Source organism: Kluyvera genomosp. 2 (assembly GCF_036759865.1).
Lineage (GTDB): Bacteria > Pseudomonadota > Gammaproteobacteria > Enterobacterales > Enterobacteriaceae > Kluyvera > Kluyvera ascorbata_B.
The window spans coordinates 140033-165992 of the sequence record NZ_JAPKIA010000001.1 but is presented as its reverse complement, the minus strand read 5'-3'; the positions used below and the strand labels follow the sequence as shown (position 1 = coordinate 165992).

The 25960-nt window shown below is 49.8% G+C and carries 29 protein-coding genes and 4 pseudogenes; 15 read left to right on the top strand and 18 right to left on the bottom strand.

The window, feature by feature from the left end:
• Positions 1–50: 50 nt before the first annotated feature.
• Positions 51–293, bottom strand: a complete 243-nt coding sequence (locus V6942_RS00825) for a DinI-like family protein (RefSeq protein ID WP_106926421.1) — start codon at positions 291–293, stop codon at positions 51–53.
• A gap of 300 nt (positions 294–593) precedes the next feature.
• Positions 594–1154 carry a thioredoxin fold domain-containing protein gene (locus V6942_RS00820; RefSeq protein ID WP_223878924.1) on the bottom strand — a complete coding sequence of 187 codons (561 nt, stop codon included), beginning with the start codon at positions 1152–1154 and terminating at the stop codon, positions 594–596.
• A gap of 223 nt (positions 1155–1377) precedes the next feature.
• Here V6942_RS00820 and V6942_RS00815 point away from each other — a divergent pair, with 223 nt between their 5' ends.
• Entirely contained in the window at positions 1378–1917 is a 540-nt protein-coding gene (locus tag V6942_RS00815) for a DUF2058 domain-containing protein (protein ID WP_182929080.1), read from the top strand.
• An 11-nt stretch (positions 1918–1928) separates the two neighbouring features.
• On the opposite strand, the gene V6942_RS00810 is transcribed toward V6942_RS00815, so the two are convergent.
• Positions 1929–2627, bottom strand: a complete 699-nt coding sequence (locus V6942_RS00810) for an RluA family pseudouridine synthase (protein WP_333500746.1) — start codon at positions 2625–2627, stop codon at positions 1929–1931.
• 189 nt (positions 2628–2816) lie between these two features.
• Here V6942_RS00810 and V6942_RS00805 point away from each other — a divergent pair, with 189 nt between their 5' ends.
• A complete protein-coding gene (locus V6942_RS00805) occupies positions 2817–3293 on the top strand; it encodes a cold-shock protein (protein WP_106926427.1) in 477 nt (158 codons plus the stop codon).
• A 68-nt stretch (positions 3294–3361) separates the two neighbouring features.
• Here V6942_RS00805 and V6942_RS00800 read toward each other — a convergent pair whose 3' ends face one another.
• Positions 3362–3757, bottom strand: a complete 396-nt coding sequence (locus V6942_RS00800) for a DUF1398 family protein (RefSeq protein WP_106926429.1) — start codon at positions 3755–3757, stop codon at positions 3362–3364.
• Positions 3758–3985: 228 nt separating this feature from the next.
• On the opposite strand from V6942_RS00800, the gene V6942_RS00795 reads away from it, so the two are divergent.
• The 3 genes from V6942_RS00795 (at position 3986) to V6942_RS00785 (ending at position 6587) form a co-directional block, all read left to right on the top strand.
• Entirely contained in the window at positions 3986–4210 is a 225-nt protein-coding gene (locus V6942_RS00795; RefSeq protein ID WP_106926431.1) for a hypothetical protein, read from the top strand.
• Between the two features lie 286 nt (positions 4211–4496).
• Positions 4497–5846 (top strand): sensor domain-containing diguanylate cyclase, encoded by a 1350-nt coding sequence (locus V6942_RS00790; protein ID WP_333500710.1) that lies wholly within the window; start codon positions 4497–4499, stop codon positions 5844–5846.
• A 105-nt stretch (positions 5847–5951) separates the two neighbouring features.
• Positions 5952–6587, top strand: coding sequence for a carbonic anhydrase (locus V6942_RS00785; RefSeq protein WP_182929078.1), 636 nt, complete (start codon positions 5952–5954; stop codon positions 6585–6587).
• Between the two features lie 267 nt (positions 6588–6854).
• On the opposite strand, the gene V6942_RS00780 is transcribed toward V6942_RS00785, so the two are convergent.
• The 3 genes from V6942_RS00780 to V6942_RS00770 are packed head-to-tail and all read right to left on the bottom strand — an operon-like array spanning position 6855 to position 7754.
• Positions 6855–7037 (bottom strand): DUF1869 domain-containing protein, encoded by a 183-nt coding sequence (locus tag V6942_RS00780; protein ID WP_106926437.1) that lies wholly within the window; start codon positions 7035–7037, stop codon positions 6855–6857.
• A 5-nt stretch (positions 7038–7042) separates the two neighbouring features.
• Positions 7043–7396, bottom strand: coding sequence for a DUF1971 domain-containing protein (locus V6942_RS00775; RefSeq protein WP_106926439.1), 354 nt, complete (start codon positions 7394–7396; stop codon positions 7043–7045).
• Positions 7397–7427: 31 nt separating this feature from the next.
• Positions 7428–7754 carry a DUF1971 domain-containing protein gene (locus tag V6942_RS00770; RefSeq protein ID WP_106926441.1) on the bottom strand — a complete coding sequence of 109 codons (327 nt, stop codon included), beginning with the start codon at positions 7752–7754 and terminating at the stop codon, positions 7428–7430.
• A 212-nt stretch (positions 7755–7966) separates the two neighbouring features.
• Here V6942_RS00770 and V6942_RS00765 point away from each other — a divergent pair, with 212 nt between their 5' ends.
• Together V6942_RS00765 and V6942_RS00760 are read left to right on the top strand one after the other, a co-directional pair.
• Entirely contained in the window at positions 7967–8227 is a 261-nt protein-coding gene (locus V6942_RS00765) for a DUF2534 family protein (protein ID WP_106926443.1), read from the top strand.
• Positions 8228–8422: 195 nt separating this feature from the next.
• On the top strand, positions 8423–9898 hold the full coding sequence (locus V6942_RS00760; RefSeq protein WP_333500709.1) for a GGDEF domain-containing protein: 1476 nt from the start codon (positions 8423–8425) through the stop codon (positions 9896–9898).
• Between the two features lie 102 nt (positions 9899–10000).
• Here V6942_RS00760 and V6942_RS00755 read toward each other — a convergent pair whose 3' ends face one another.
• From V6942_RS00755 to V6942_RS00745, 3 genes and pseudogenes are all read right to left on the bottom strand, one after another.
• Entirely contained in the window at positions 10001–10105 is a 105-nt protein-coding gene (locus V6942_RS00755; RefSeq protein WP_333500708.1) for a YoaK family small membrane protein, read from the bottom strand.
• A 46-nt stretch (positions 10106–10151) separates the two neighbouring features.
• On the bottom strand, positions 10152–11171 hold the full coding sequence (locus tag V6942_RS00750; RefSeq protein WP_106926449.1) for a sensor domain-containing diguanylate cyclase: 1020 nt from the start codon (positions 11169–11171) through the stop codon (positions 10152–10154).
• Positions 11172–11431: 260 nt separating this feature from the next.
• Positions 11432–12447: pseudogene (locus tag V6942_RS00745) on the bottom strand (phage integrase).
• Between the two features lie 168 nt (positions 12448–12615).
• Between V6942_RS00745 and V6942_RS00740 the strand changes: the two are divergent.
• Together V6942_RS00740 and V6942_RS00735 are read left to right on the top strand one after the other, a co-directional pair.
• Positions 12616–12981: a hypothetical protein gene (locus V6942_RS00740; protein ID WP_333500707.1), complete on the top strand. Its 366-nt coding sequence runs from the start codon at positions 12616–12618 to the stop codon at positions 12979–12981.
• 550 nt (positions 12982–13531) lie between these two features.
• The gene (locus tag V6942_RS00735; protein WP_333500706.1) at positions 13532–16270 is read left to right on the top strand and encodes a hypothetical protein; all 2739 of its coding nucleotides are present in this window, start codon (positions 13532–13534) and stop codon (positions 16268–16270) included.
• Between the two features lie 390 nt (positions 16271–16660).
• Here V6942_RS00735 and V6942_RS00730 read toward each other — a convergent pair whose 3' ends face one another.
• The 4 genes and pseudogenes from V6942_RS00730 to V6942_RS00715 all read right to left on the bottom strand — a co-directional run.
• Positions 16661–17722: a phage portal protein gene (locus V6942_RS00730; RefSeq protein ID WP_420107825.1), complete on the bottom strand. Its 1062-nt coding sequence runs from the start codon at positions 17720–17722 to the stop codon at positions 16661–16663.
• A pseudogene (locus V6942_RS00725) lies at positions 17722–18257 on the bottom strand (oxidoreductase); the annotation flags it as partial. The pseudogene V6942_RS00725 and the gene V6942_RS00730, both read right to left, overlap by 1 nt.
• Positions 18220–18669: a phage major tail tube protein gene (locus tag V6942_RS00720; RefSeq protein ID WP_333500705.1), complete on the bottom strand. Its 450-nt coding sequence runs from the start codon at positions 18667–18669 to the stop codon at positions 18220–18222. The gene V6942_RS00720 and the pseudogene V6942_RS00725, both read right to left, overlap by 38 nt.
• Positions 18670–19179 (bottom strand): annotated as a pseudogene (locus V6942_RS00715) (phage tail sheath family protein); the annotation flags it as partial.
• Between V6942_RS00715 and V6942_RS00710 the strand changes: the two are divergent.
• Positions 19166–19740, top strand: a pseudogene (locus tag V6942_RS00710) (hypothetical protein); the annotation flags it as partial. The pseudogenes V6942_RS00715 and V6942_RS00710 overlap by 14 nt on opposite strands.
• Before the next feature lie 38 nt (positions 19741–19778).
• Positions 19779–20027 carry an ogr/Delta-like zinc finger family protein gene (locus V6942_RS00705; RefSeq protein ID WP_333500704.1) on the top strand — a complete coding sequence of 83 codons (249 nt, stop codon included), beginning with the start codon at positions 19779–19781 and terminating at the stop codon, positions 20025–20027.
• A 102-nt stretch (positions 20028–20129) separates the two neighbouring features.
• On the opposite strand, the gene V6942_RS00700 is transcribed toward V6942_RS00705, so the two are convergent.
• A complete protein-coding gene (locus V6942_RS00700; protein ID WP_333500703.1) occupies positions 20130–20711 on the bottom strand; it encodes a hypothetical protein in 582 nt (193 codons plus the stop codon).
• A gap of 530 nt (positions 20712–21241) precedes the next feature.
• Between V6942_RS00700 and V6942_RS00695 the strand changes: the two genes are divergently transcribed.
• Together V6942_RS00695 and V6942_RS00690 are read left to right on the top strand one after the other, a co-directional pair.
• Positions 21242–21490 (top strand): DUF333 domain-containing protein, encoded by a 249-nt coding sequence (locus V6942_RS00695; protein ID WP_182965583.1) that lies wholly within the window; start codon positions 21242–21244, stop codon positions 21488–21490.
• 60 nt (positions 21491–21550) lie between these two features.
• Positions 21551–21856 carry a hypothetical protein gene (locus tag V6942_RS00690; RefSeq protein WP_182965581.1) on the top strand — a complete coding sequence of 102 codons (306 nt, stop codon included), beginning with the start codon at positions 21551–21553 and terminating at the stop codon, positions 21854–21856.
• Positions 21857–21886: 30 nt separating this feature from the next.
• On the opposite strand, the gene V6942_RS00685 is transcribed toward V6942_RS00690, so the two are convergent.
• Positions 21887–22231 carry a DUF488 domain-containing protein gene (locus V6942_RS00685; RefSeq protein WP_106926456.1) on the bottom strand — a complete coding sequence of 115 codons (345 nt, stop codon included), beginning with the start codon at positions 22229–22231 and terminating at the stop codon, positions 21887–21889.
• Between the two features lie 139 nt (positions 22232–22370).
• Between V6942_RS00685 and V6942_RS00680 the strand changes: the two genes are divergently transcribed.
• Positions 22371–23078, top strand: coding sequence for a CTP synthase (locus tag V6942_RS00680; protein ID WP_106926458.1), 708 nt, complete (start codon positions 22371–22373; stop codon positions 23076–23078).
• Between the two features lie 62 nt (positions 23079–23140).
• On the opposite strand, the gene V6942_RS00675 is transcribed toward V6942_RS00680, so the two are convergent.
• Positions 23141–24328, bottom strand: a complete 1188-nt coding sequence (locus tag V6942_RS00675; RefSeq protein WP_182929074.1) for a CynX/NimT family MFS transporter — start codon at positions 24326–24328, stop codon at positions 23141–23143.
• A gap of 99 nt (positions 24329–24427) precedes the next feature.
• On the opposite strand from V6942_RS00675, the gene V6942_RS00670 reads away from it, so the two are divergent.
• Positions 24428–25219 carry an AraC family transcriptional regulator gene (locus tag V6942_RS00670; protein WP_182965579.1) on the top strand — a complete coding sequence of 264 codons (792 nt, stop codon included), beginning with the start codon at positions 24428–24430 and terminating at the stop codon, positions 25217–25219.
• Here V6942_RS00670 and V6942_RS00665 read toward each other — a convergent pair.
• Positions 25203–25649 (bottom strand): DUF441 domain-containing protein, encoded by a 447-nt coding sequence (locus V6942_RS00665; protein ID WP_106926464.1) that lies wholly within the window; start codon positions 25647–25649, stop codon positions 25203–25205. The genes V6942_RS00670 and V6942_RS00665 overlap by 17 nt on opposite strands.
• Positions 25650–25960 lie beyond the last annotated feature (311 nt).

The window sequence follows — 25960 nt, the reverse complement described above, 5'->3', positions numbered from 1 at the left end:
GTGAAACGGGAGCCTGATGGTTCCCGTTTTTTTATCGGTGAATAACGCGCTTACTCGCTGACCAACCAGAATTCAGCTTCCTCAAACATTTCCGTGACGACCCGGCTGATTTGTTCTTTTTCGTGCTTGCTGGCGTCAGTGTTAATGGCAGGCAGCGTCATCATCGGCTTTACGCGAACGTCGGCATCGGGAAAGAGGTTATGAACTCTTTTGCTGAGCTCTGACAGGATAATCTCTTTTGCGCCGGGCAACCCTTCAAAATTCCGTTTGTCATACACCAGTTCCACAAACATGCTAACACTCCACTTTACTGTATATAATAACAGTATATATATCGGAGGCGTGGTGGTGTCAATATCAGCGAGCGTATCGGCCAGGGTTTGCGCAAAAAACGCTGTACGGCAATGCAGGTTTTAGCGGGTGGTAGGCCGGATAAGCGAAGCGCCATCCGGCAGCCTGTACTCGATTGCCGGATGGCGGCGTCAACGCCTTATCCGGCCGGCCTACCGCGCGATTATGATGAATCTATCGGCGCCATAATGCTTAACCTCGCGGGATTACCGCCGTGCGGGGTTATCTCAGGCGCCTGCGGGTTACAGGGCTTTGCCGGCTATTTTGTCCAGAATGGCATCCGGCTTGGCGCTGCCCAGAATGACCTTTGGCGGGTTATCCAGCACGATCATCGTTGGGGTCAACTGAATCCCCAGGCGTTCGGCTAAGGCCGACTGTTGCGCCACTTCGTCCGAGCAGGAGGTACTGGTGCCATTATTGGGCAAAAAGCCCGCCATTGCGCCTTGCAGGCTTTTTTTACGGTCATCGGCACACCACACTCGCCCCATATCTTCAATCACGGAATCACGGATGGAAGGCGGTGCGACGGTCAGGAATGACATTGTCAGCCCGGCGTCGTTGTAGCTCTTGATGTTTTTTACAACCTGCGAGCAGAAAGAACACTGATTATCGATGAACACCAGAACCTTGTGTTTTTCATCAGCGGCGGTGAAGGTCACGGGGGCTAACTTAGGCAGAGTGCGGTCGAGATCCTTTAATGCTTCTGCGGTGCTCTCATCGGCGCTGGCCGGGGCATCAGCGGAAAAAACGCTAAAACTCATTGCCCAGACAACTGGCAGGGCAATCAGCGGAAATACTTTCACGGTATACCTCATTTCAACAAACATCGGATCGTCAACGGCGTCTTCGGATGATGTTATTGGCATCAACCGTAAAACGCAGTGACTTTAGCGGATCGAAGCATATTTGAGCAATGATTATTTTTTATACATCTCGCGATACGCGCTTAGCGGCTCCGCCAACTGGCTTCGCGGTGGTCATTGCGGCTATAATCGGACTAAATTTTTCAATGAGTTTAAAACAACGATGACCAAACTGACCTTACAAGAGCAGATGCTAAAAGCCGGGCTCGTCACCAGCAAGAAAATGGCCAAAGTACAAAGAACGGCTAAAAAGTCGCGCGTTCAGGCTCGTGAGGCCAGAGAAGCGGTGGAAGAGAATAAAAAGGCCCAACTGGAGCGCGATAAGCTGCTGAGCGAACAGCAAAAGCAGGCGACGCTGTCTAAAGAGTATAAAGCGCAGGTGAAGCAACTGATTGAGATGAACCGCATCACTATTGCCCGGGGGGATATCAACTTTAACTTCACCGATAATAACGTGATCAAAAAGCTGGTAGTGGATAAACCGACGCAGACCCAGCTGATTAACGGGCGTCTGGCGATTGCACGCCTGGCGACGAATGCGGCTGGGGAAAGTGAGTACGCGATCATTCCGGCGATTGTCGCGGATAAAATTGCCCAGCGTGATACCAGCAGCATCGTACTGCACAGCGCGCTAAGTCAGGATGTGCAGGATGAAGACGATCCGTACGCTGATTTTAAAATCCCTGACGATCTGATGTGGTAACGCATTGCCCATCAAAACGGGCTCGCGCAGTGGGCGTTGATATGTTCCAAAGTGACGGGATGGACAAAACGCAGCTCGCTGGCGTGCAGCATCAGCCGCGGCGTCCGTTCGGTGCCTGGTAGCAGAAGGCCGCCATACAGATCGCAGCCTAGTATCGGGTGGCCCAGCAGCTGGCAGTGGATACGGAGCTGATGGGTACGCCCGGTTTCCGGCAGCAGATGTACCCGGGTGAGCGGCAGCGCGCTGCCGTTTTCCTGCTCCTGGCAGAAACGCGACAGCACGCGATAGCGCGAGCGCGCGGGCTTACCGTTGGCGGTGGAAATCGACATCAGGGGAAAACGTGCCGGGTCTTTGGCGATGGGCGCGTCAATCAGCCCCTCGTCATGGCTCAGGTGCCCGCAGAGCAGAGCGCTGTAGGCCTTGCTGACCGTCCGCTGGCTGAACTGCTGGCTGAGCGCCGCGTTGATGGCCTTATTTCGCGCCACCACCATCAGCCCGGAGGTCCCGAAATCCAGGCGATGCACCAGGGTACAGCCCGGAAAGCGCTGCGTCAGACGGTAGTGCACGGAATCAAAATTTAACGGATTCTTCCCCGACAGGCTGAGCAGCCCGCTGGGTTTATTGATAATCACCAGGTATTCGTCCTGATAGCGTATTTCAATCTGCTTATCGCAGGGTGGCGCAATAAAGGTATCGAGAATGGTAGACATCAGGCTGCACGGCTGGAGAGTGGAAGCGGATGATACCCAATTTTCCCTCGACTGGCGAATTACACGCTCGCCCGTCAGAAAATTATCATCCACACTTAACCCAAAGACATAGTCTGCGCGCGCATTGTGCATTACACTGCGCGCTGCAAAAAATTGAGTTGATTAACGATTAACCAGGCGGTAACGGCGATGAACGGAACAATCACAACGTGGTTTAAAGATAAAGGTTTTGGATTTATCAAAGATGAAAATGGCGACAACCGCTATTTTCACGTGATTAAGGTTGCCAACCCTGAGCTGATAAAAAAAGATGCAGCCGTCACTTTTGAACCGACCACCAATAATAAAGGTCTGTCGGCCTATGCGGTGAAGGTGATACCGGATAGCAAGTACATCTACATTGCAGGCGAAAAGCTGAAGCTGACGTCAATCAAATCTTTCGTGGTCTACAGCGAAGAGGTGCCCGCTGAGACGCGTGTCGATAAAGAGAATGCGGTGCTGTCGGTTGGCCTGCTGATGAACAGTATCCGCCCGAAATCAGAAGCGAAGCCCGGCGAAATGCGCTCTCTGAAAAAGCTGGCGATCACGACCTTCCAGGGGACGACGCTGATTTTCTCGGAAGATGAGATCGATATTGACGCCACGATAAAGCTGCTTAAAATCTAACCATTGCTGCGATGGCGGAAACGGGAGACGATCGTAACCGGCGTTCTCCCGTTTTTTATGGGTCATTATCAGGTGGGACTAATAATATTCTCGGTATGTAATAGCTGATTGTCTTTCGACCAGTAAGAGCGGTTGACTTCATTCACATCCACTACCCACTTAAAGACGCCTGCTCTGGCTAATTCGCGGCAATATTGTTCAAACGGGGTGATGCCGGTAAAATGTCGCTTTGCGGCCATTCTGGCCAAATGGCTGCTGCCGCCCGCGCTGACTTTAATTAAGCTACGGTCACTCTTCATGGATACGTAAGAGTCAGAGGTCGTGACAATTTTGACATTGCCCGTGGCGACAAAATAAATGTAATACGAAATATCATTTTGTTTTAACTGTGTTAAGAACTGCGGGAAATCTGATTTATACCTGACTTGCTCAAAAAGTTCGCACAGCGTGTCGCTCAATTCCATTTTTATCTCCCCTGTATCCCTGTTTCTTATATTAATTTTATTGATTCACCATCCCTGTATTCCCTGAAATGAGTGTAGACGATTAATTGCAAAACTAATAGTTTGTGATGGTTATTTTGTCTGTTTGCGCAGGTTATGCCGCGCTTATGTGGCTGACGGTGGGCGATTTTGGTGGCCTGCGCGCGGCTATCCCCCTACACTAGGCAAGCACTTATAAAGGAGATAACCATGTTAGAAGGGTACTTTGATCTTGATGATGCAACCGGCGTTGATGCCGCTGAGAACCGCAAGCGTCTGCTGGCCGTTCAGGCTGCGCTAGAGATAGCTAAAGCGGCCGTGTCTGCCACCACTGCGAATGCCGGGATTCGTTCGCAGATGGACCTGCGTAACGTCTCACAAGAGGTTGCTACCCTGGCTGATGCAATCCAGGATGCGCTGGAGTCAGACGTGTAGTATCGCAATACCGCCTTCGGGCGGTTATTTCCGACGTGAAGCGTATCAGGCGGTTTATCTATTAATGCGGGTATTTATTTGGAACGCTTTTTGCCAATATAAATACATTTTATTAATGATGGTGATTAAAGTATTCATCGCGTGAATGATTTTTCTCTTCATATAAATGGCTGATAAAACATTAGCAAAGAAATAGCAAGTGGATGTCCTGCTATTTATAAAGTTAAATATTGATTAAGCGCAATATGCATTGGCGTGACGACAGACTATAACATGAGAAGTTGTCATGGAGGACTCATTGATGAGCCTGTGCTGTTCCTGCGTCAGTAAACGAATTATTTTTAGCCTCACCGCCGTCAGCCTGCTTATCGTGGCGATGTTTATGCTGGCGGGCCATCTGGCTACCTATACCATTTTTATTGCCGATATTTATTACCTGGTTTTTTCCGGGCTACTGCTGTTGCTTGATGCAATTATCTTTTTCTTTATGTTTTTCCAGTTTATCTGTAATAGAAAACTGCTTTTTGTTGCCATCCTTGGGCTGGGATTTCTCGGTGCGGATATTTATTGGGTCGAAGTTCTGGTTCTTATCCAGGAAATGATTGCGCTGTGTATTCCATTGAAAGCTATCACCAATGATTTAGCGATTTTTTATCTGTTTCGCCAGCTAACGCTGATGTCGTCATTTCTGATTGCGCTGTTTTATGCCCGTCGAATGAACCAGAATATTGCGCCTGTGGGTAAAGATGAAGCGCTGGTGCTGCTCCTTGCCTGCATATTCCTGGTGATGGCGATCTATGCGCATAATTTGTCCAGCTATAATCCGCAGATTTCACTTAATCTTATGGGGACGCGCTTTGCGAATGGCCGCAATGCCTGGAATTCCTACTACGGCGTTGCCGTTGTGGCCGCCTGGTTTATGACTCTGGTGCTGACTATTGTGATTACCCAACTGCGCAGCTTGCTGTGGTGCAGCATCGCCGCGTTCTGCGTTTCCAGCCTGTTCAGCAATATTATTTTGCTTAACCTGAACGAGTACAATTTCCCCGTCTGGTACCTTAGCCGCGGCGTGGAGGTCGTTTGTACCTTCTTTGTGATTGTCGTGCTGCTGTACGATATTTTCAAAATGCATAAAAAATCGACGATGTTGTCGATTCACGATCCGCTTACCGGGATCTATAACCGCGCCTATTTCTACCAGGAGCTGCAGCAGTTGATGGTTTCCAGGAGGCCAATCAGCCTGATGATTATGGACATTGATCATTTTAAACGTATCAACGACCGCTATGGGCACCCGGCGGGCGATGCGGTGATTAAGACGGTGGTTGCGCTGGCGAAAAACGCGGTGCGCGAGGAGGATATTCTGGCACGCATCGGCGGGGAAGAGTTCGCGGTGCTACTGCACGACACGCCCCCGACGGTGGCGGCGCGGATTGCCGAAAGAATACGCGTTGAAATAGAGCGGGAAACGGCGCAGGGCGTGGCGTATCGGACTCCGGAGCCAATGACGATTAGCATAGGTTTGTTTTGTTCGTCGGACAAAGTGTTCTCCGCCGATGAATGTATTTCTTTCGCCGACAGCGCGCTGTACGCCGCCAAGCGCGCCGGGCGTAACCGGGTTATGACGAGTACGTAACTTGCATGTTAATGCCAGAAGGGTCTTTTCCTTCTGCGCGCAGGTGGTACACTGAAAATGTGATGTTAATCATGACCTGCGTAAAAACGAAAAAGAGATACTGCTATGCAACATATCATTGAAGGGTTCCTCAACTTTCAGAAAGAAGTTTTCCCTCAGCGTAAGGAACTCTTCCGCAGCCTGGCGTCTAGCCAGAATCCAAAAGCACTGTTCATCTCCTGCTCAGACAGCCGTCTGGTGCCTGAACTGGTGACACAGCAAGAGCCGGGGCAGCTGTTTGTTATCCGCAACGCCGGGAATATCGTGCCGTCATTTGGCCCGGAGCCGGGCGGCGTATCAGCGACGATCGAATATGCTGTTGTCGCGTTAGGCGTCACGGATATCGTTATCTGCGGTCACTCTAACTGCGGTGCCATGAAAGCCATTGCGACCTGCCAGTGCCTGGAGCCTATGCCCGCGGTATCCCATTGGCTGCGTTACTCCGATGCGGCGAAAGCGGTCGTTGAGAAGAAAACCTTCGACAACGAAACCGATAAAGTGAACGCCATGGTTGAAGAGAACGTGATTGCTCAGCTGAATAATATTAAAACCCATCCGTCGGTGGCAGTAGGCCTGCGCGATAACGCGCTGCGTTTGCATGGCTGGGTATACGACATTGAGAGCGGCGAAATTCGTGCGCTGGAAAAAAACAGCAAGCGCTTCGTGTCGCTGGCCGATAACCCAGACGTTTTCTTCGAGTAATCGACAAACCTGCGTCGCTATACGCTGCTGACCAACCTGAGCTTGCCGCGTCCTGGCGTAAGGTGTGGTGTTTTGTTGATGATCAAATAAAGAAAAGGTCGCCAGGCCATTGCGTTTTCCTCCGCCAGTGATTGTTTTAAACCTGGCAAAACGCGGGGGCTAGGGCGCTGCAACCAAAGTATGAATCTGCATTGATGGCCTACGCCATCCGGGCGAGAACAAAAAAAAGGAGCCGTTTCAGGCTCCTTTTTTCATTTCATGCGAACGCTACCAGCCGCAAACATCATGCTCGTTTTCGGTATCATAAGCGCGCACGGTATTGACCAGCTCTTTAACCACGTCAGCGGCAACATCTGGGACCAACAGCTCCATCGGCGTCTCGGTTTCATAATCGACGGAAACGCCGTTGCTATTGTTGGTGACGGTCACCGTATAGGTTGCCTTACCCATTGCTGTTACCCCTTATGTGAATTAACCACTTTGCCCAGGCCAATACCCTCAAGCGTAGCATCAGGATCGGCAAAGAAGTCGATATTAAAATAGGTGTCGTCAGTGAGCAGCTCAATGCGATGCCACTTCTGCGGCGGTGAAATGCCAAAGGAGCCCGCTTCTATCACCACCTCAACGTCTGGTTCGGTTGCGTCGCCGTCGGGGAAGCCAAAGTAGCGCACGGCCCCTTGCATCACGGATAACCGTCCGTAAACGTGGGCTTTAGTGTTGTGATGGGTGAACAGGGCTTTCGGCGCGGTGTCTTTATTCCAGAACGGGGTCGAACGCGAATGAACAAAGTTTTCAGGAATACGTAACATGGATGGCTCCTTACTACATCACCATAGTGTTCTATAGGGATTTCAGCACATCAGCTTCGACAAAGAAGTCGATGTTAAAGACGGTATCGTCGGTCATCGTTTCGATGTAATGCCACTTCTCCGGCGGGAACACGCCAAAATGGCCGGCGTTGATAACCAGTTCGCTCTCCGGCTCCGGTGAGGTTTCGCTGGCAAAACCCAGATAACGAACGGCCCCCTGATGGACCGACAGTCGCGGATAAACGCCCGGTCGCGTACCTTTATCCAGGTGACGTTGAAAAATACCGGCCGGCGCGGTGTCTTTGTTCCAGAACGGGGTGGAACGGGTATGAATACAAGTTTGCGGAATGCGTAGCATGTTTTCCCCCTATACGTTGAATGTATTAAAGCACATTTTTTCCAGCCTGTTCACAATAAAATGTATTTTAAATGCATCTTTCGTGTGGTGTTAAATTCTTGTTCTTTTTTGCCGTTAATTGTTCACTTGTTGCAATGATAAACATTCAATTTATGCTTCATTAGTGTTAAAAATACGGTGAAATATCGTGAAGTCAGCGTCGGGAGGATGCAATGATTCTGGAGAAACTGCGGACGTCAAACGGCAAAAAATTCCTGTTGTCCGCTTTTGTGGTGTTTGCGATTGCCGTTGTGGTGGTGGGACGAGCGACCTTCGGTGGGGTGGTGAGTGAATACAACCTGCCGTATTCCGAATGGACCACAAGTATGTTTGTGCTGCAGGGGGCAATGGTGCTGGTTTACAGCTCTATTTTTACCTTACTGTTTTCAATTCCATTGGGTTTTTTCTTTTTAGGCTCTGATAACCAGCGTTAATTCTTTCCGGCGAGCGTTCTGCTCGCCTTACCGTATTCTGATTGCCATTTTGATAAAGACCTGACACGATCAAATTCACGCGTGCGCACTTCGTTATCCAGAATGATCCTGCTTCGTAATGCAAATTTATCGCAATACGAAAAATGCTAACGTAGAGCGTGTTTCAGGAAGAAAGCCCATTCATTCGGGGTGCCAGTGAGAATTATCCAGGACAGTTTACGTAAGAAACAGGCGCTGCTGGCATCGGCATTGATGACCTTGGGTTTGATCTGCGTAACGCTTTTCATTCTTTATTCCCGCGCCATGTCGCAGGTTAACGAAGGCATTAACGCTCTGCAAAATCAGATGACGGAGATGTTTAATGATAATGAGCTGATTGCCGATGCGACGGGCGTGCGCTTTCAGCAGATAAGCTCTCATGCGATGTGTGGCGAGGCCGATATTTTCGAGGCGCGAGGTAGCGCATGGGGGATTAACGCTAACCCGCAGGCGCTTGACCTTCAGCGCGGCGCGATGGTTGCCCGCACCCAGGAGCGTCGTGGCCGCTGCATGTACCTGGCCGCCGAATTCGTGCGTCAGAAAAGCCACGCGCTGAATCCAGCCCTCAAAGACATTCACCGCTATGTTATTGCCAGCGACGCGAGTTGGTTTTACTGGTTTAACGCCTCTGACTCCGTGCCGTTTAATTTTGACACATCACAAATGGCTAATAACCTGCGAAAGTTCTTCTCCGAGCCAGAACCGTTTTACGATCGCGTATTACAGACCAGTGTCCTGAAAAAATCGCGCAGTTCGACGGATTTTTATGATGATAAAATTACGGGCAGTAAAGCCTATAGCGTGGTGAGCTATATTTACGATCTTTCCGAGGGGGAGGCCAGCAATCATATTGTTGCTTACCTGGTTTATGATTTATCTTCACCCCAGCTGATGTCTGCCCTGAAGGAGGCATTCAATAATCGGGTGCAGGACGGATTAATACTGGGTTTTCAGAATCGTCGTACGGGCGAATTGCTGTGTATCGTTAATGACTGTAGCTGGCTGGATAACTATCATACCCATACGGTGTCGTCGCGTTATGAGATCAAATATGCGCTGCCTTTCTGGTCCTTCCTGGGCGAAGATCCTGCGGCGATAACCACCCTGGCACTTGCGCCTGTGCTGCTCATACTGCTGTTTATACTGATTCGCTTCCACCTTAATCGCGCCGATTTGCGCTTTTATCGCGACGCGTTGACCGGTTGCTTTACGCGCAATATTTTCTCTGTGATTCAGCAACGCTCGCTGCCGTATATGACGGTGATCCTCTTCGACTGTAATAAATTTAAGTCAATTAACGATAGCTACGGGCACCAGGTGGGCGACCTTGCGCTACAGGCGATTGCTGGCCGCATGCTGGATTCAGTGCGCGCTAACGGTGACTGGGTCATTCGCAGCGGCGGCGATGAGTTTATTGTGCTGCTCAGCCGTACGGATGTTGCCCACGCGCATATGGTGGCTGAACGGATAGCTTCCGGTATTGCCATGCTGCCATTTAGCGTCCAGGGGACGCCGGTGCCGCTGTCGGTATCATGGGGCGTGGCATCGTGCCGGGATAGCCTGGACGAGGCGATTCAGCAGGCGGATGCGGAAATGTATCAGATGAAAAAGCGGCGCGGGGAAAGGAGATAAGCCGGCGGAGGCGCGGCTTATCTTTGGCGAGCTACCACCAGCCGAGCTGGACGCCAACGACGGTGACGATGGCGACGATCAGCATGATAATCGTGGTCTTTCTCATTGTGTTCCTCCCGGCAGCGCGTAGCCGCCAATAAAAAACCAGCCCAGAAAGATCACGGCAATAACAAAGATAACGATAGGGAAAGCGATACCCAATCTCATGGTGACATCCTGATTCCTGTTATAAACAGCGCGTATGATACTGTAATTAGCCTACCCGCTGGGCGCTAATTTGCGGCCGATGGCGAAATTTTTTGTCCTCGTACATTGCGCTATCGGCGGCGCGAAGGGCGCTGTCCGGGTCCATGTGCGATGGGTCGACGCGCACTGCGCCGATGCTGGCGCCAGGATAGTGGATCAACACCTCACCCAGCAGATAATCGCCGATCAGCAACTGGCGCAGCGTTTCGGTAAACTGCGCAAGCTGAGTGGTCGAACGCTCAAGCGTGGCGACCATAAATTCGTCGCCGCCTAGTCTGCCGAGCTGATCGTCGACAGAAATGCCGTGCCTAAGACGTTGCCCCACCAGCTGTAAAAATTCATCGCCCGCCTGGTGACCGTAGACATCGTTAATTTCCTTGAAGCGATCGAGGTCGATAAACGCAAGAATGACCGCGTGGTTCAGATGACGCGCCAGTGAAAACAGCGTCTCCAGGTTTTCAAAAACCGCCCGGCGGTTAGGCAGGCCGGTCAGCGCATCGGTATAGGAGTGATAGACCAGCGCCGCGTTGGCCTCCTGCAGCTGGGTGACCAGCGACTCCTTTTCGATATAGCGCGCGATAATGCTGGCAAACAGCTGCAGCACCTGTTCGCTGTTAAAGCTGAGCGGCTTTTGCTGCGTGCTGGTGGCGCACAGCGTGCCATAGAGCGAACCATCGGTAAGGTGAATCGGTGTACTGAGGAAGGTGGTGATACCCAGCGCTTTTGCCGCTTCGCAGTCGGCCCAGCGTTCTGGCACGTTGTCGCTATAGAAACAGCGATCGTCCATTGCGCGCTTACATAGCGTATCGCCCCACGGCACCGTCAGGTTTTCGGGGATGGTCATATCGCCGCTGTTGCGCGAATAAACAATGTGCTGCAGGTCGGCCTGCGTATCAATTTTTGTCAGATAGGTCGATTCCATATTAGTAACTAACTCAAGCATTTCAAGCAGTTGCCGGACAAGGCTTTCCAGCGACTGTTCCGTAGCAAGCGTTTGTGACACTCTGGCGAGAATAATATCTGACATGAAAACAACGGTCCCCTGGAATGGTATGAGCGATCATAGTGTATGATCCTCAAACGAAATCGTATCTCCTGAATTTTATACATTCTGTATCCGAAAGGTAAGCATAGTGTTGGCAAAACGGGGTTGTTTACCGAGAGGCACCGTGAATGACGGGTAAAAAAAAGCTCCATCGGGGGCGTTGGCTACCCTTTGTTACGTGGGCTTTCAGCGGTGTAATGCGGGTTAGAGCATCACTCAAGACCACTGAAAGCCACTCTTAATCACCCAGGTGTGGACACTGTGTGGACGTTTTCAGGCTTCACTTTTCCCTTTAACGGATTGAGTGATATTGCGTCCTGCAAATACTCAGGGGCGAAATGCGCATAGACCATAGTCTGTTCAATTCGTGAATGTCCGAGTATTCGTTGCAGTGTGATGATGCTCCCCCCATTAATCATGAAGTGTGTGGCAAAACTGTGGCGTAATGCATGAGTTGCCTGCCCAGCGGGTAAATCAGGTTTCACTTCCTTCAGCACCTGTCGAAAGGCAGTGTAATCAGCATTTTGAAACAAGAATCCACGCTTAACGCTCATGATCATTTCACACACATCTTCAGACACCGGAACCGTACGCGGTTTGTTTTGGTTTTAACAAACGTTATTCGATTATGGATGATGTGCTCCGTTTTTAGTTTCGCGGCCTCACCCCATCTCGCGCCGGTGCTAAGGCACAGGACAGCGATTTTTTTATTGTCGCCTTCGAGCGCAATGAGAAGGGCGGCAATCTCTTCGTTTGTTAAATATCCCGTTTCTGGTTTCTCTTCCTTGAGCCGTTTTCGGCCCCGTATCGGGTGCTCACCGTGGAATAATTCAGCGTCAATCAAAGCAGTAAACATTCCACTAATACAGGTCAAATCACGGTTGATGGTAGAGGGCTTAATCCCTTCACCCCGGCGAGCCGCAGTGTATTGGCTGATTACCGTCTTTGTGATTTGAAACGCACAGGGATCACCGGTTATAGCTGCAAATTTATCAATCTTGCTCCGGCTGTATTTTCCCCATTCCTCATGTTTTGCCTTTAACTCCCACCAGATTTGAATCAACTCTGAAAGGTGTCTCTTATCAGTCGGTTTTGAGAGCAACTCTTTGTCGCGGTAATTGAACTGAGTGTGCTTTTCGAATGCGACAGCCTCACTCTTTTTATCAAATTTCCTGCGGATGCGTTTTCCGTCGCGCCCAGCAGGTCTAATGTCCACTTCATACCGACCATCATCGAGTTTCTTAATTGAAGTGGTCAACTAAAACTGGCCACGGCTTTAGAGTTTTTCCAGTATCGGTTTTCCGATTCGTTTGGGGGTAACCCACCGTTATAGTCATGCGGCCTTAGCGAGCTGTAATACCCGACGATATCACCTCTGTTCAGGTGGCCAAATTCAGTAAACCACTTCATATCAAGAAAAGAGCTTGTGCTGCGCGCCTGGTATCAGTACAGAAATGAGCCGAGCAGCTATGGTGAGTTTCAGAGAGTCATTAAAGGCGTAGTCATGCCCGCATCGACTATTCCTCCGGTTGAAACCCGCCTTCATTCTTACCGCATTGTCAAAATGAAGCCAAAAGCAACAGACGACGCCGGTAGAGGTTTTGACCTTAAGGGCGCGTCCGCGTCCTCTTGGACTCGTGTCAATAACTGTGCGGAGATTAAAAAACAAGCTATTTTTGATGCCGCTAAATACCTTATGAAGGTGCCAGAGCAGTATGAAATTGGTAATACTGCACTTGAAGACAAGGCGTATCTTAAAAAACAAATAAAGAACTATAAACCTAATCGGTAGGACTCATTAGATGCGGGGTTTGGGGGGCTTGTAACCGCCATTACTGCGCCAAAAAGTAATGAGTATGAACAGGTTCGAGTCGAAAGTTACCTTTAGGTTGCCGACTATCTGCGTGAGCAGGTATGTACTGAATCATCTACTATGTTTTAAAGCATTGGGTTGAGCTACCGCATGGTTCGCGAAATTGGTAGGTGCAAAACTGATCACTATCCAGTTAAGATCTCAAAACTTAAAGTGGGTTTACGTTCCGAGGAGGCATTGTATATGCTACTAATTACAGTCTTTTCTGAGAGAAAAATAGATGCACAAAAACACAGCGTGTGTGTTCTAAAAGATGACTCCAATGGAAATTGATATTATTAGAATTATATAATATCGTTGTAACTGTCTTTTAAATAGCAATGAGTAAAATTGGTTTTTATTTTAAAATGGACTGAGTTGGTATCTGGTTATTTTATGGTGTTGGCTGCGCTGTCGTTACGAGTTTGTTAATTTGTTGGCGATATTTGTATTGTGTAGGCAAAATATCATTTTCATATAAGGTATAAGTATGAATAATAATTCGGCGTTGGAACATGTAAAGAAGTCCACGCATAAAGAAACTAGAGCTTCGATGTTTTTTATGTTTTCAGTGCTTATTATTGGTTCTCTTCTGTTTTTGTTCAATAAGTTTCTGTGTGAGAGTTACTCATGGTTGTTTATATCACCATCGTACTCTGGTACTGATGAATTAACATGGATAAATAGTTCATGGGGGGTTGTTCTTGCTATACATGGGACTATCGCAGCGCTCTCAATTGCTTTTATGGGAATGTTCATTCAGCAAGTCGCTGAAGCATCAAATAAGGATTTTGTTTATATAACTAGGCAACTGGTGCTTAGGCAGTATAAATTCTATCAGTTTAGTGTCGATGGCATCTGTAGTCTTTTAATCGGGATTTTTTTCTTGGTAATAGGTGGAGGAGTCATCCAATATGGAATATCAATGTCATGTTCTATTTATTTCATATTGCGATATATGATGGTCTTTAAATATCTATATTTTATTACTGAGAAAAAAGAAATAATTGATAGTATTCTTTTGAATAAAATGAAAGTTGTTAGTGAATATGTGTATGATATTAATGAGAAAAGCAAAAATCTAAGAAATGCTTATGAAGCCTGTATAGGTAAATATTCATCGTTAACAATCAGTATCAGAATGGATTTTGATTTGTATAAAGAGGTTAAACTAAGTGACCCGTATTTCGCGAGTGGTAAGGTTATTACCGGGTTTAATGAACTTGAATTAAAAAAACTGGATTCGTATATTCTCCGTGAGTATGCCGGGAAAAACGTTGAACTATATTTACAGCCATCATTCTATGATTCTGGTTTTATTAAAGATGCTTATGTGTTTCATGCTAAAGATGATAGTTTTGATTCATTTGATTCTCTTGTCCCACTAATTCAACGATGCTTTAACACCTCTGATATTAGTGAGGAGGTTTATTTCTATTCGGAAATGGAATCTAATGTAATTCAAAGTACTATCACATCTTTGCTTTCTAACAATAGCAAACAGTTGGATTTTTGTATTGAAACACTATATTTAATAATCATCTCCTCTCAGGAGATAACTGTTTTCCATAATTTAACAAGGGCAATGCGAGAGTCTCCTTCAGCAAAAAACACCCCGCGTACCATACTCCGTATATTCTATGAAGAGTTGATCTGGAAGTTTTATTTTGATGGGCGCGGCTATGATGTTGATATATTTAAAGATATGTTGTCTTTGCCAAGATTCATATATGACAGTGATGATTATTTGGACTTTATAGAAATGTCTCAAGATTTCATTGAGCAGAAAGTCTCGCATACACAAAATGATAAATTCCTTTACGTCTATTTAAAAGACTCGATTAGAAATCTTGTATATAGACAGTATAATGTATTTAATATAAATACTTCATTTTTAACGAGTGATTTTTATTCTCCTCGCCTTATGAGCGATTCTAAACTAGAAGAGGGGCAGGTTGCTCTCCTTGATGCAACAAAAACTATTATTGCGTATTTGAGTGTTCGTTTGGAATATATTAAATCCCAAGGTAATACTAGTCTTGTTGAACTAAAAAATGATGTGACTGAGGTCGGTTACATTTCTAGTTTACTATGTGATTGGTTAAACCCTAAGTATTTAGAGAGTATTTATTATTCTTCTGAAACCTATGATGTGCTTTTCTCGAAGAACTCAATGTTTTTGGATAGTTCTGATGAGTTTGAATTGAGGGAGATTCGGGGAGGGAAGGCTATAGCAATTAATGTTGGTTATCATAGGGCTGTTTCTTTGGCCTTGATGCTATTTAAAAGTTTTAGTTTTAATAACTCACTGAGTATTATATATATTGATGATCTTCAAGAATTTGTTAAAAGAAATGATTTTACCACTCACTTTATTGATAAAGTTATTGATGTGATTGGTTCTGATTATTTCATGGAATTAGTTGAGTTGATTGAAATTGACGATGCAAAGAAAGATCTCGAAGATTATCAAAGTCGCAAAGAAGATTTACTTGCTATTTTTGAACAGTTGAGGAGTAAAAAAAATCAAGTGGTGATGATGGAAGTTGAGTCATTGCCATATAGCCATAGCCTAATTGTTAAATATGAAGATTCGTTGAAGTCTGATTTTATAAAATCTGTACAGGAGTATATTGATCTTTCATTGCTAAAAGATGCTCAGGTCTTATCTGGCTTGAACTATGAGTTTCAAATAAGGAAAAGAGAAATACTTGAACCTATAAATGGAGAATTTTTCTCGCAATCTAGTTCAATATACGCAAGCCATATGATGAGAAATTTGATTGATGGAATGGTAAAGAGTGTTGAAAAAGCACGAGTTAGTGTTGTAAAAATAAATCATCCCAATGATCTTCCTGAAGGTGTGAAATATATAACTATAAATTCATTAATAGAAGAAATTGAGTATTCATTCAGGTTCTATCGCGGACTAAGATACACGAATAGTAGTCAATCAGAACCTTTTGATGATAATGGTTTTTATTATATAGCATTAAGTTCTTGTTATGATTTTTATGGTGACAAAGCAAACATTCTTAGCGTTAATTTTGATAGCGAAAATAATGGGCGTTTGAACAATAAAAATGATGATAACGATAATGTAGAGCCAGAAGTACGTATGTCTGTAAGTTTGTTACTACGTTGGGAGCCTAAGGAATTACAAAAAGTATTCTTCATTTCTGCTGAGGATTGTAAAAGGCACTTAGCAAATCAACGTAGTAATAATTAAAATGCTGGGGCATTGTGGCTCTAGGTTACGGGGGGCACCAGATACTAAACTATCTGCACAAATATGCACGAGAATGCACGAGAATGCATGATTATTTGAACTTAAATTATTCTAAATTCCCCTAGTTGGCGCTCGCTGGAGGGCTCTTTAGCAAGTGCACGAAAACACGCATGATCGTTGTGCGCAGGTGACGGGGGGAAAGCCCGCGCGGCAGGGTAGGTAGGGGGATGCCTCAAATATAGGAACATTGGCGCAATTCTGGCGCGCTGCTGCGTTCTGTGTGTTGTGTGCGGGTAATGGCGTGTTTAGGTGATGGGGCGCTTAGAATGGCGCTGGCGCGCCGTGTGTTGATGTGATGCGGAGAGCGCCGCCGGGGTGGCGGCGGTGTGGCTATTTGGTGGATTCAAGCAGGGCGTAAGGTGTAAAGCGGATCACTTCTTCGCCAAGCCAGTCGTTGACGTGCTTCAGTGCTTCCATTGCTGGCATCAGTTCGTTGATGGCAAACACGCGCGCGGCTTTCTCCACATCACCGAATGACCCGTTTCCGTCCGGCATGGCCCCCATCAGTTGCGGTGGTACGCGGTGAGCGGCAAGGATGTCATCACGCGTAGCTGATTTTATATTTAAAAACTCATCTTTTGCAGATATCTGGCTGAAGGGGATAAGCTGCACCCCGTCTTTACCGCCGCCAGGCGCTTGAATCACTACGTTCTTAAATGCGCCTTTGTTTCTGGCACCCGCCAGCGTTTTCTGTATGGTCTTTACGCCAGCGTCGTCAACTTGCGAGGTGCTGATATACAGAATGCACCCGGCGTGAGATCCGTTCTCATAGTACATTTTGCGGAACATATCCGCCGAGTGTGACAGGCTGGCAGACAGCAGGGCGCCCATATACTCCGGCATTCCGTAGATTTCCTGGTGAATATCAGGATTCATGACGTGGCAAACAGTGCCGGTCTTGAAGGCTAATTCATCTTTCCACTGCCTGATAAACCAGTACGTGTCCAGGTCGGTGCCGCGCCGGGTGTACTTCGCAGGGGAATGGCGAAGCGGTAGCCGCCCGCCTAGCCGGTTCTTTCGTTCTTCAAGGTAGAAGTTGCCAAACACAAACCAGTCAAGTGCCAGGGCGGAGAACGTCTGGCGAGACAGTAGCGGGTGTGGAATAAAGCATCCCGCCAGCGCGTTGCGCTTGAAGTACAGCGCTGACTGGTGCCAGGATGCTTTGCCGAATGAGCGCGCAAGCCCGTACCAGTCCACCGGCGTTTCGTAATATCTGCCGTTGTCGGCGCAATACATATTGTCGAGTAGGTCGTAAGCGTCCGCGACCTGGTATGGCCCATCAAAGGTGAAGGCGCTAAGGGCTGGATCGCGCTTCAGTGCTTCACCAATATCATGTTGTTGTGTACCGTCAGTAAGCATAGTCAGGCCGCTTTCGTGTGTTGTTGTGTTCATTAAAACTCTCTTACGGAACCGCCGCCGCTGCCGTTCTCACGTCCAAGCGGCTCGTTGATGACTGCCAGCATATTTGCCCAGGCTAAGTCGCCATGACTGACACCGCGCGCACGGTCAGTGTCATAAGTAACCATGCCGCCTGGTGTGGTGATTTTTCTGACGGCGTTGAATGCTGACACTAACGCCTGTTCACTACGGTCATACTCCCAGCGGCCCGCGCGGATCACCTGCTGCATTTTGAGTACCAGGGTGCGCTTTGATGACAGCGACATGATGAAGCAGACCGCCGCCGGGAAGAATTTTTTGACCAGTTGCCAGACCGCTTCACCAATGCCGGTGCCGTCAATGGCGATGTGCCTGACGTTGTATTTAATGGTCAGGTCTTCGATCACTTTGGCCTGTTCTTCAAACTCCATCCCGCGTAGCTGGCGCGTCTCTATCGTGCGGAACTTGCCACCACTGACCAGGGAGGGGCAACCACGGAAACAGCGCCGCTGTCACCGTTGCCGCTGCCGCCGTTGGCGTCGTAGCCTATCGTCAATTGACAGCTTGTAGTACGTGTTTTTAATGGCATAAGTCACGGATGTATCTTCGCCCTGCTTGCTTTCGCCGCCGTCGATTTCGGTGAATTTGCCGCGCATTTCCACATCAACGATCAGGCTCTCGCCGGATGTGTAATATTCCCCGGTGAAGCGGATAAGCGTACCGTCCAGATCGCCGCCGTATTCCAGAAGCAGATCCTGAACCAGGCCGCCTACAACCATCGTGGCATCAAGCGCGCCGCTATCCAGTCCGAGATCGACACCAACGGAGCCAATCATCCCGCCGCCCTGATAGTCGTCAGTTTTGCGGGTCAGTTTTGGCAGCGTTACAGATGTCACTTTGCCGATATTGTTCACGCTGTTCATAAAGCAGGTGAACAACCGTAGTTTTGCTGGAATCGCCATTTAGTTACTCCCCAGAGACGAAAACGCGCCTTCAAAATATTCATCGGTGAACGTCTGGATCAGCGTCAAATCTTCCATCGGTGGTACTGGCGTGTACTTGTAGCGGATCGCCACTTTGCCCTGAATGAGATTTGCAGTTCCGTTGTCCACGATGTCAAACCAGGCTTCCGCGCCAAGCAATTTGCCAGCCGTCACCAGTGCGCTGAGTTTTTTATTAATCGCGCTCACCACGTCTTTCACGTTGATCGGGGTAAGTGGCCCGTCAATGGTTTCAAACTGTGCTTCCGCGATGGTGTCCGCCAGGATTTGCGCCGTACGGGTGTACACCTCAAACACAAATTCATTGGTGTCTGTGGTGCGGTTGCCCCAGAAACGGAAGCCGTTACGCTTGATGATGGTGGTGATTTCGGCGTTGTTCAGCGTCTGTGCGTCACTGTCTTCAGCCTGAAGCGCCCAGAAAACATCCTTCGAAATGCCAAGCGCATTGCTGACGGCAATGTTAGATATCGCCACTGTAAAAAATGGCAGCCTGTTATTTATCGTGCCGGGGGGGGCACAGCATCAGGGAAGGCTATTCCATCGATTGCCATCACGCGCAGCAGTGGCGACCGGCACCGCTTCCGCGTTGCTGATCGTGACGCTTATACCGGCGTCCGCGCGTACTGGCTTGATCTGAATTACGGGAAAAAGAAAAAGGTTAGTGTCCGCCGTCGCGCAACAACGAAAAAAACGGATAAGAGCAGCAGCAGGGAAGGTGACTACATTGAAGGCGCTGAAGGTAACGTTTTTATTATGCGTAAAACCTTCCAGAACGAAGAGGCCGCCAGGCGTGCAGCGGCGGCGAAGTGGCAGCAGTTACAGCGCGGAGCGGCGGAGTTTTCGATCACCCTGGCGCGCGGGCGCGCGGAGTTGTACCCGGAAATGCATTCGACGGTAACCGGCTTTAAGGCAGATATTGACGCTCAGGACTGGATCATCAGCAAGGTACAGCATGATGTTGATAGCAATGGATTTACAACACAGCTTAACTTTGAAGCAAAAATATCTGACTGGATTGCAGAAACTGAATAGAATGGCGATGAGTTCAACTCCCCAAGGGAGTCACCATTATGTTCAAATGCCCACATTGCGGTGCTACGGCCCGCACACGTACCAGTAAGCCACTTAGTGAAGTAACGATCCGTCAGTACCATCAATGCCAGAATATGGAATGCGGTCTGTCATTCACTACCCTTAACAGCGTAGAGAAGATTGTTACCAGACGTGAACGGTGCGATAAATTAGCGAATGATTTTATTCCTGCAGGCGTCTTTCCTGACTCGCACTATGGACGTGATCAGTTAAATTTGGCTATATGATAATAGAGTGGATTACTGCAACCCTGTTCATTTAAGAATTTGAGGCTCAGGTTATTGAGCCTCAAATTGAATGAAACGTGCTAGAAAAATTGGTGCCTTCGCTTATCTTCTATCTAGTGTTTCCAGTCCAGCGAGTTCATAACCCGATTGGACGCTACCGATGTATTCACTTGCGAGCGACGGTGCAACATCCTTATCGATGCCATTACCAATAAACTTCGTTGTTATATTTTGGGTCATACCTGAAAGTTCGGCGCTAGCTTTGTTTACATCATCACGGCTATATCCCCACTCGTGAATCATTTTGCTTGCTATGTCATAACCACCAGTGCAGGCTTTAGCTAAATAATCAGTTACTGCCGCCGGATCAGGAAATGTGATTGTCTTCTGCATGTAACGCATTGAGCCTTCTGCGTGAGATATGCAGTTAGGTGTCGCTGGTTTATTCATTGCAGCTTCCATCACTTTCTCTCCAAGCGCATATCCCTCCGCGGCTGTTTTAGGTTTGTTTGGATGAACCCTCTCGTCTGCTTGTTGCTGGCGTTGCTGCATATCTATGGCGCTTTGTTTACCCAAATATGAGCCAACGGCTCTTGCCACAATCATCACTGCAATAGCAAAAATAAGGCGCTTTCCCCATTTCACTAACGTGCTTTCTTTTGTTTCATTATTGTTGCTTATCATCAATCCTCGCCTTCAAAATTCTTATGTTATGGTACGTGCCGCAAGATAATACATTGGTACGTACCGTAGTAGTATGATCAGGATGGGGGGAAACATGGAAAAACGGCACCACAGCGACCGCAAACAAATCAGGTTTGGGTGCTACTAGAAAAGATTGATATGGATCGAGGTGAGATGCCACTTTCTAAGTGGGTTAAATCCGCTAGTGAAGAGAAACTTGCTATTTGCCACGCGATGAGAACGTTCGTTGAACGTTAACTTATATGTGAAGAAGCCCCGCATTGCGAGGCTTCTAAGTCAATGTGGTCGGTATGTGGACGTGACCTGAAACAAATCCTTTTATTTCATTGTGTTAGTTCTTAAAAAAAAGCCCCATCGGGGGAGATGGGGCAAAGTAACTCATTGATTATGGAATGTTCTGTTCTCTGGTCAGTTGAGAACGAGAATGACTTTACCTATCAAAAGTGTAGTTAAAATGAAGAAATTATGGAGTTTAAAGCTAAACTCCGGCGTAAAAATAAGGAAAAATTATGTCATCCCGCTATCTTTTACTGCTGCCGCTGTTCCTTGCTGGCTGCGCAAAACAGGCTCAACCGGAGGCGCCATTACCGCCGCAGATCGGTATGGCAAATCCTGCTGCCGTCTACTGCCAGCAGAAGGGCGGAGAAAGCATTCCGCAGATTAATGAGAAGGGACAATTCAGCCTGTGTAAACTGCCAGATGGGGAAACGATCGAAGAATGGGCGCTGTGGCGTCGCGATCATCCGCAGAAAAAATGACAGCGAAGGTGACATCCAGTACACTTCGTAACCAGGATTATTCTGACTAACGAGTGATGCATGTTTTCGCTAAAACCGGGCACTACCGCCATGATCATCGGTGCCCGTACGGTTGCTGGCCGTGCCAATATAGGCAAGAGCGTTGAGCTTTTCGCTCTCATCCAACCCGGTGAACGCTGCCTGAATCCTGTCAACGGCGTGATGACTGAACTGGCTGCCGACGCGCCGCGCGCGCTGTGGCTGGTGACCGGTGACGTCAGCGCCGGCGACGGTCTGCACGGTTTTGCCTTTGTGCGATCGGAATATTTAATGCCGCTGATGCCCGATATGCTGCCGGCGCGTGAGCGTGAGGTGCGGGTAGCGTAAACGCGACGTCGGCTGACGTCGCGCGGTAGGTCAGAGATTTTTCAGCCAGTCGGCGAGCACGCGCGCGTGGTTTTGCGCGGTGTTTGCGGCGGCGTAAACCAACGTAACGCCCTGATTATGCGCAATGTCGGCCAGCCTGCGACCGTCCTCCAGATGGTGTGAAAGCTCTTCGCGATAGTGCTGGCAGAAGCTGGCAAAATCGATCACTTCTCCGTGAAAGGCCTTACGCAGCTCTGCCGACGGGGCCAGGGTTTTACACCACTCATCGTAGATGAGGTCTTCCTTTTTGATGCCGCGCGGCCACAGCCTATCAACCAGAACACGGTAGCCATCATCAGGTGCAGCGTCTTCGTATACGCGTTTACACTGGATCATATCCTTCCTCCCTTTGTCCTTTTTGACCATACCACAAACTTTGGTTGGGTTCTCTGGTCAGCTATTGCTATTGTGCGCAGACATCGCTAGTCTGAGGCTCCTTATGCCGTACGTTAACGTCAGCCCATAAGGACCCATCATGGAAAACTCCGCCGTTACTCCTCTTCTCCGTATTGCCCTCGTTGGCGACTACAATGCGGATGTCATTGCGCATCAGGCGATCCCGCTGGCGATCGACGATGCTGCCGCGGTGCTGGAACTGCCCGTTGAATATTGCTGGTTGGCCACGCGCGACGTGAAAAGCGCTGACGATCTGGCCGGTTTTGACGCCCTCTGGCTGGTGCCTGCCAGCCCGTACCAGAATACCGAAGGCGCGCTGACTGCCGTGCGCTATGCGCGTGAAAACAGCCTGCCGTTTCTGGGTACCTGCGGGGGTTTTCAGCATGCGATCGTTGAATACGCGCGTAATGTGATGGGCTGGGAAGATGCCGCGCACGCGGAAACTGACCGCGAGGGGCGGATGGTCATCGCGCCGCTCACCTGCTCGTTGGTGGAAAAAAGTGATGCCATTGAACTGCGCGCCAACACGCTGATTGCCCGCGCCTACGGCCGCGACACGATCGAAGAAGGGTATCACTGCAACTACGGGATTGCCGCCGACTTCGCCGCCGAGCTTGATGCGCAGCCGCTGCGCGTGACGGGTTGGGATGATAATGGTGATATTCGCGCGGTAGAACTGGTCACTCACCCGTTCTTTGTCGCGACGCTGTTCCAGCATGAGCGCAATGCGCTGGCGGGCCGGCCGGCACCGCTGGTGCAGGCCTTCCTGCACGCCGCCGCGCAGTAAAAATAGACTCACAGTCGATTGGATGGCGGCTACGCCTTGCCCGGCCGACTGTGACTCTCTCTCTACTGGCCGACGTGAATCTCTTTGTCGCGCCCGGCCAATCCGCCAAATACGGCCATCACCAGCGCCAGCCCGGCGACCGCCATCAGTGACAGCTGCCATGCTCCGGTGGCGTCATGCATTTTCCCCATCAGCGGCGGGCCACAGGCGGCGAGCAGATAGCCCACCGCCTGAGCCATACCGGACAGCGCCGCCGCCTGATGTGCCGAACTGGCGCGCAGGCCGATAAACGTCAGCCCGAGAATCATCGTCGCGCCGGAACCGAAACCAAAAATAACCGTCCACAGCGCTGCCTGTGCCGGCAGCAGCCAGTAGCCCAGCGCGCCGATCGCGCACATTAACGCCACGGCAATGGCGATCCCGCGCTGATCCTTTAGCCGATGGAGGATCAGCGGGATGGCGAAACCGGGTGCGGCCGTGGCCAGCTGAAGCAGGCCATGCAGAGAACCCGCCTGCGCTTCGCTGTAGCCCCGGCTAATCAAAATTGCCGGTAGCCAGCCAATAATGACGTAGTAGACCAGCGAGTTAAGCCCGAGGAAAAGCGTGACCTGCCAGGCCAGCGCCGAACGCCAGATCCCCCGGTTATGCATCGCGCCGCTACTGGAGATTGCGCTAGCGCGCGATGAACGCCACTGCGGCAGCCAGCACGCCAGTGCCAGCAGCGGGAATACCATTAACATCAGTAGCGCACCGCGCCAGCCCAGGCCGCTGAGCGCAATCGGTACTACCAGCGCGGAGCCCAGCGCGGCGGCGGCCCCCATCGTTACCGAATAAGCACCGGTCATTTTCGCGACCTGGCCAGAAAAATCCCGTTTGATAAGCCCTGGCAGCAGCACGTTGCCCAGCGCAATGCCGCAGCCAATCACCGCGGTACCGATAAACATCAGTGCGATCGAGGGCAGTGAGCGTACGGCGATGCCGGCGCAAATCAGTAACATCGCGGCAAACAGGCTGCGTTCCATACCAAAACGGCGAGCGACGCCGGCGGCCAGCGGCGAGACCAGCCCAAACGCCAGCAGCGGCAGGGTGGTTAACAGGCCTGTTTGCGCGGTGGTGAGCGCGTATTCGGCGCGAATGGCGTCAAGCAGCGGTGCCGCGCCGGTAAAGGTGACGCGTAGCGTCGAAGCAATCAGTAAAATACCGACAATCAGCAGCCAGCGGCGGCTGGAAGAAGTCACAGCGTCAGACATAGTGTTCTCAGGTCAACAGTAGAGACGCTACGATACCTGCTTTAGCCTTCGTTTAAATCAAGCTAAAATGACAAATTATCGCTAAATTCGGACAAAATAATGCTGGGGTTGGGTTTAGGTGGCTATCATCCTGACAGCCATGAGGATGCTGCAGTAGCCTTTGGTGTGCAGGTATCAGAAGGGGAACAGCATATTCCGCTGCATCAGCACCGAAAAGGACAGCTGATTCTGGCGCTGCACGGTGCGATTACCTGCGAAGTTGAAAACGCTATGTGGATGGTGCCGCCGCAGTTTGCGGTGTGGATCCCCGGAGAAGTACCGCACAGCAATCGCGCGACGCCACAGGCGGAGCTATGCTTTCTGTTTATTGAACCGGGCGCCGCGAAGATGCCCGCGCACTGCTGCACGCTAAAAATTTCGCCGCTGGTACGTGAGCTGATTCTGACGCTGGCCCGGCGGGATAAGGACGCGCGTCTGACGGTGGAAAGCCAGCGGCTGATACAGGTTCTCTTTGATGAACTGCCGCAGCAGCCGGAGCAACAGCTACAGCTGCCGGTTTCCGCGCACCCGAAAATCCGCCTGATGGTCGACACGATGGCATCGGCACCGGCGCAGTGGCAGACGCTGACGCAGTGGGCCAGCCGCTTTGCGATGAGCGAACGCAACCTTGCCCGGCTGGTGGTTAAAGAGACCGGCCTCAATTTTCGCCGCTGGCGGCATCAGCTGCAGCTGATCCTCGCGCTACAGATGCTGGTACGTGGCCTGAGCGTTCAGCAGGTGGCGCTATCGTTAGGCTATGACTCGACGACCGCGTTTATCACCATGTTCCGTAAGGGGCTCGGGCAAACGCCGGGGCGCTATCTGATGGCGCTGACTACGACTTCCCAATAAGCAGCGACACCAGCCCAGCGGCAATCAACGGCCCTACCGGCACGCCGCGAAACAGCGCTACGCCGAGCACGGTACCTATCAGCAGACCCGCTACCAGGTGCGGCTGGCTGCCCATCAGCGTCACGCCGCGCCCGCCAAGCCAGGAGACAAAGACCCCGACGGCGATAGCAACCAGTGATTTCCAGTGACCGAAAGAGTGAATCAGCGTGCTGGCGGGCAGGGTGCCGCTGGCGATAGGCGCCATGACGCTGATGGTCAGAATAATGATACCCATGCTGAGCCCCTGTTTTTCCACCCACGGGAAAAAGGCGCTCAGCGGCGTAACGCGGATAATAATCAGAACCAGGATAGACACGGCAACGGTGGTGTTATGGCTTACAAAGCCAAGCGCCGCCAGACCCAGGAGGATCAGCAGGGTGGTATCGAGCATAGAGCGGTAATCCTTGCCAAAAAGAGAAAAAGACAGCGTTGCCGTAGCCCTGGCGAGGCATTTATTGTCCCCCGGGTCGTGCCCCGGCGTTGTTATGCTCGGCCGGGCTACGTATTTCCGTTTCCCTACTGTACGCAAGAAGCGGCGCGCTGGCAGGTGTTTTTCAATCTTTGCGCAGGATTTCAGGCATTTGCCTGATTATTTGACCAATACCGTCATTAATGGGCTGCCTTCGCGCATAAACAGTGGAATCGTCTTCAGCCATACTTTGCGTAGCGCCGTTCGGCAATGGGGGTCAGGGTGCCGGCTGG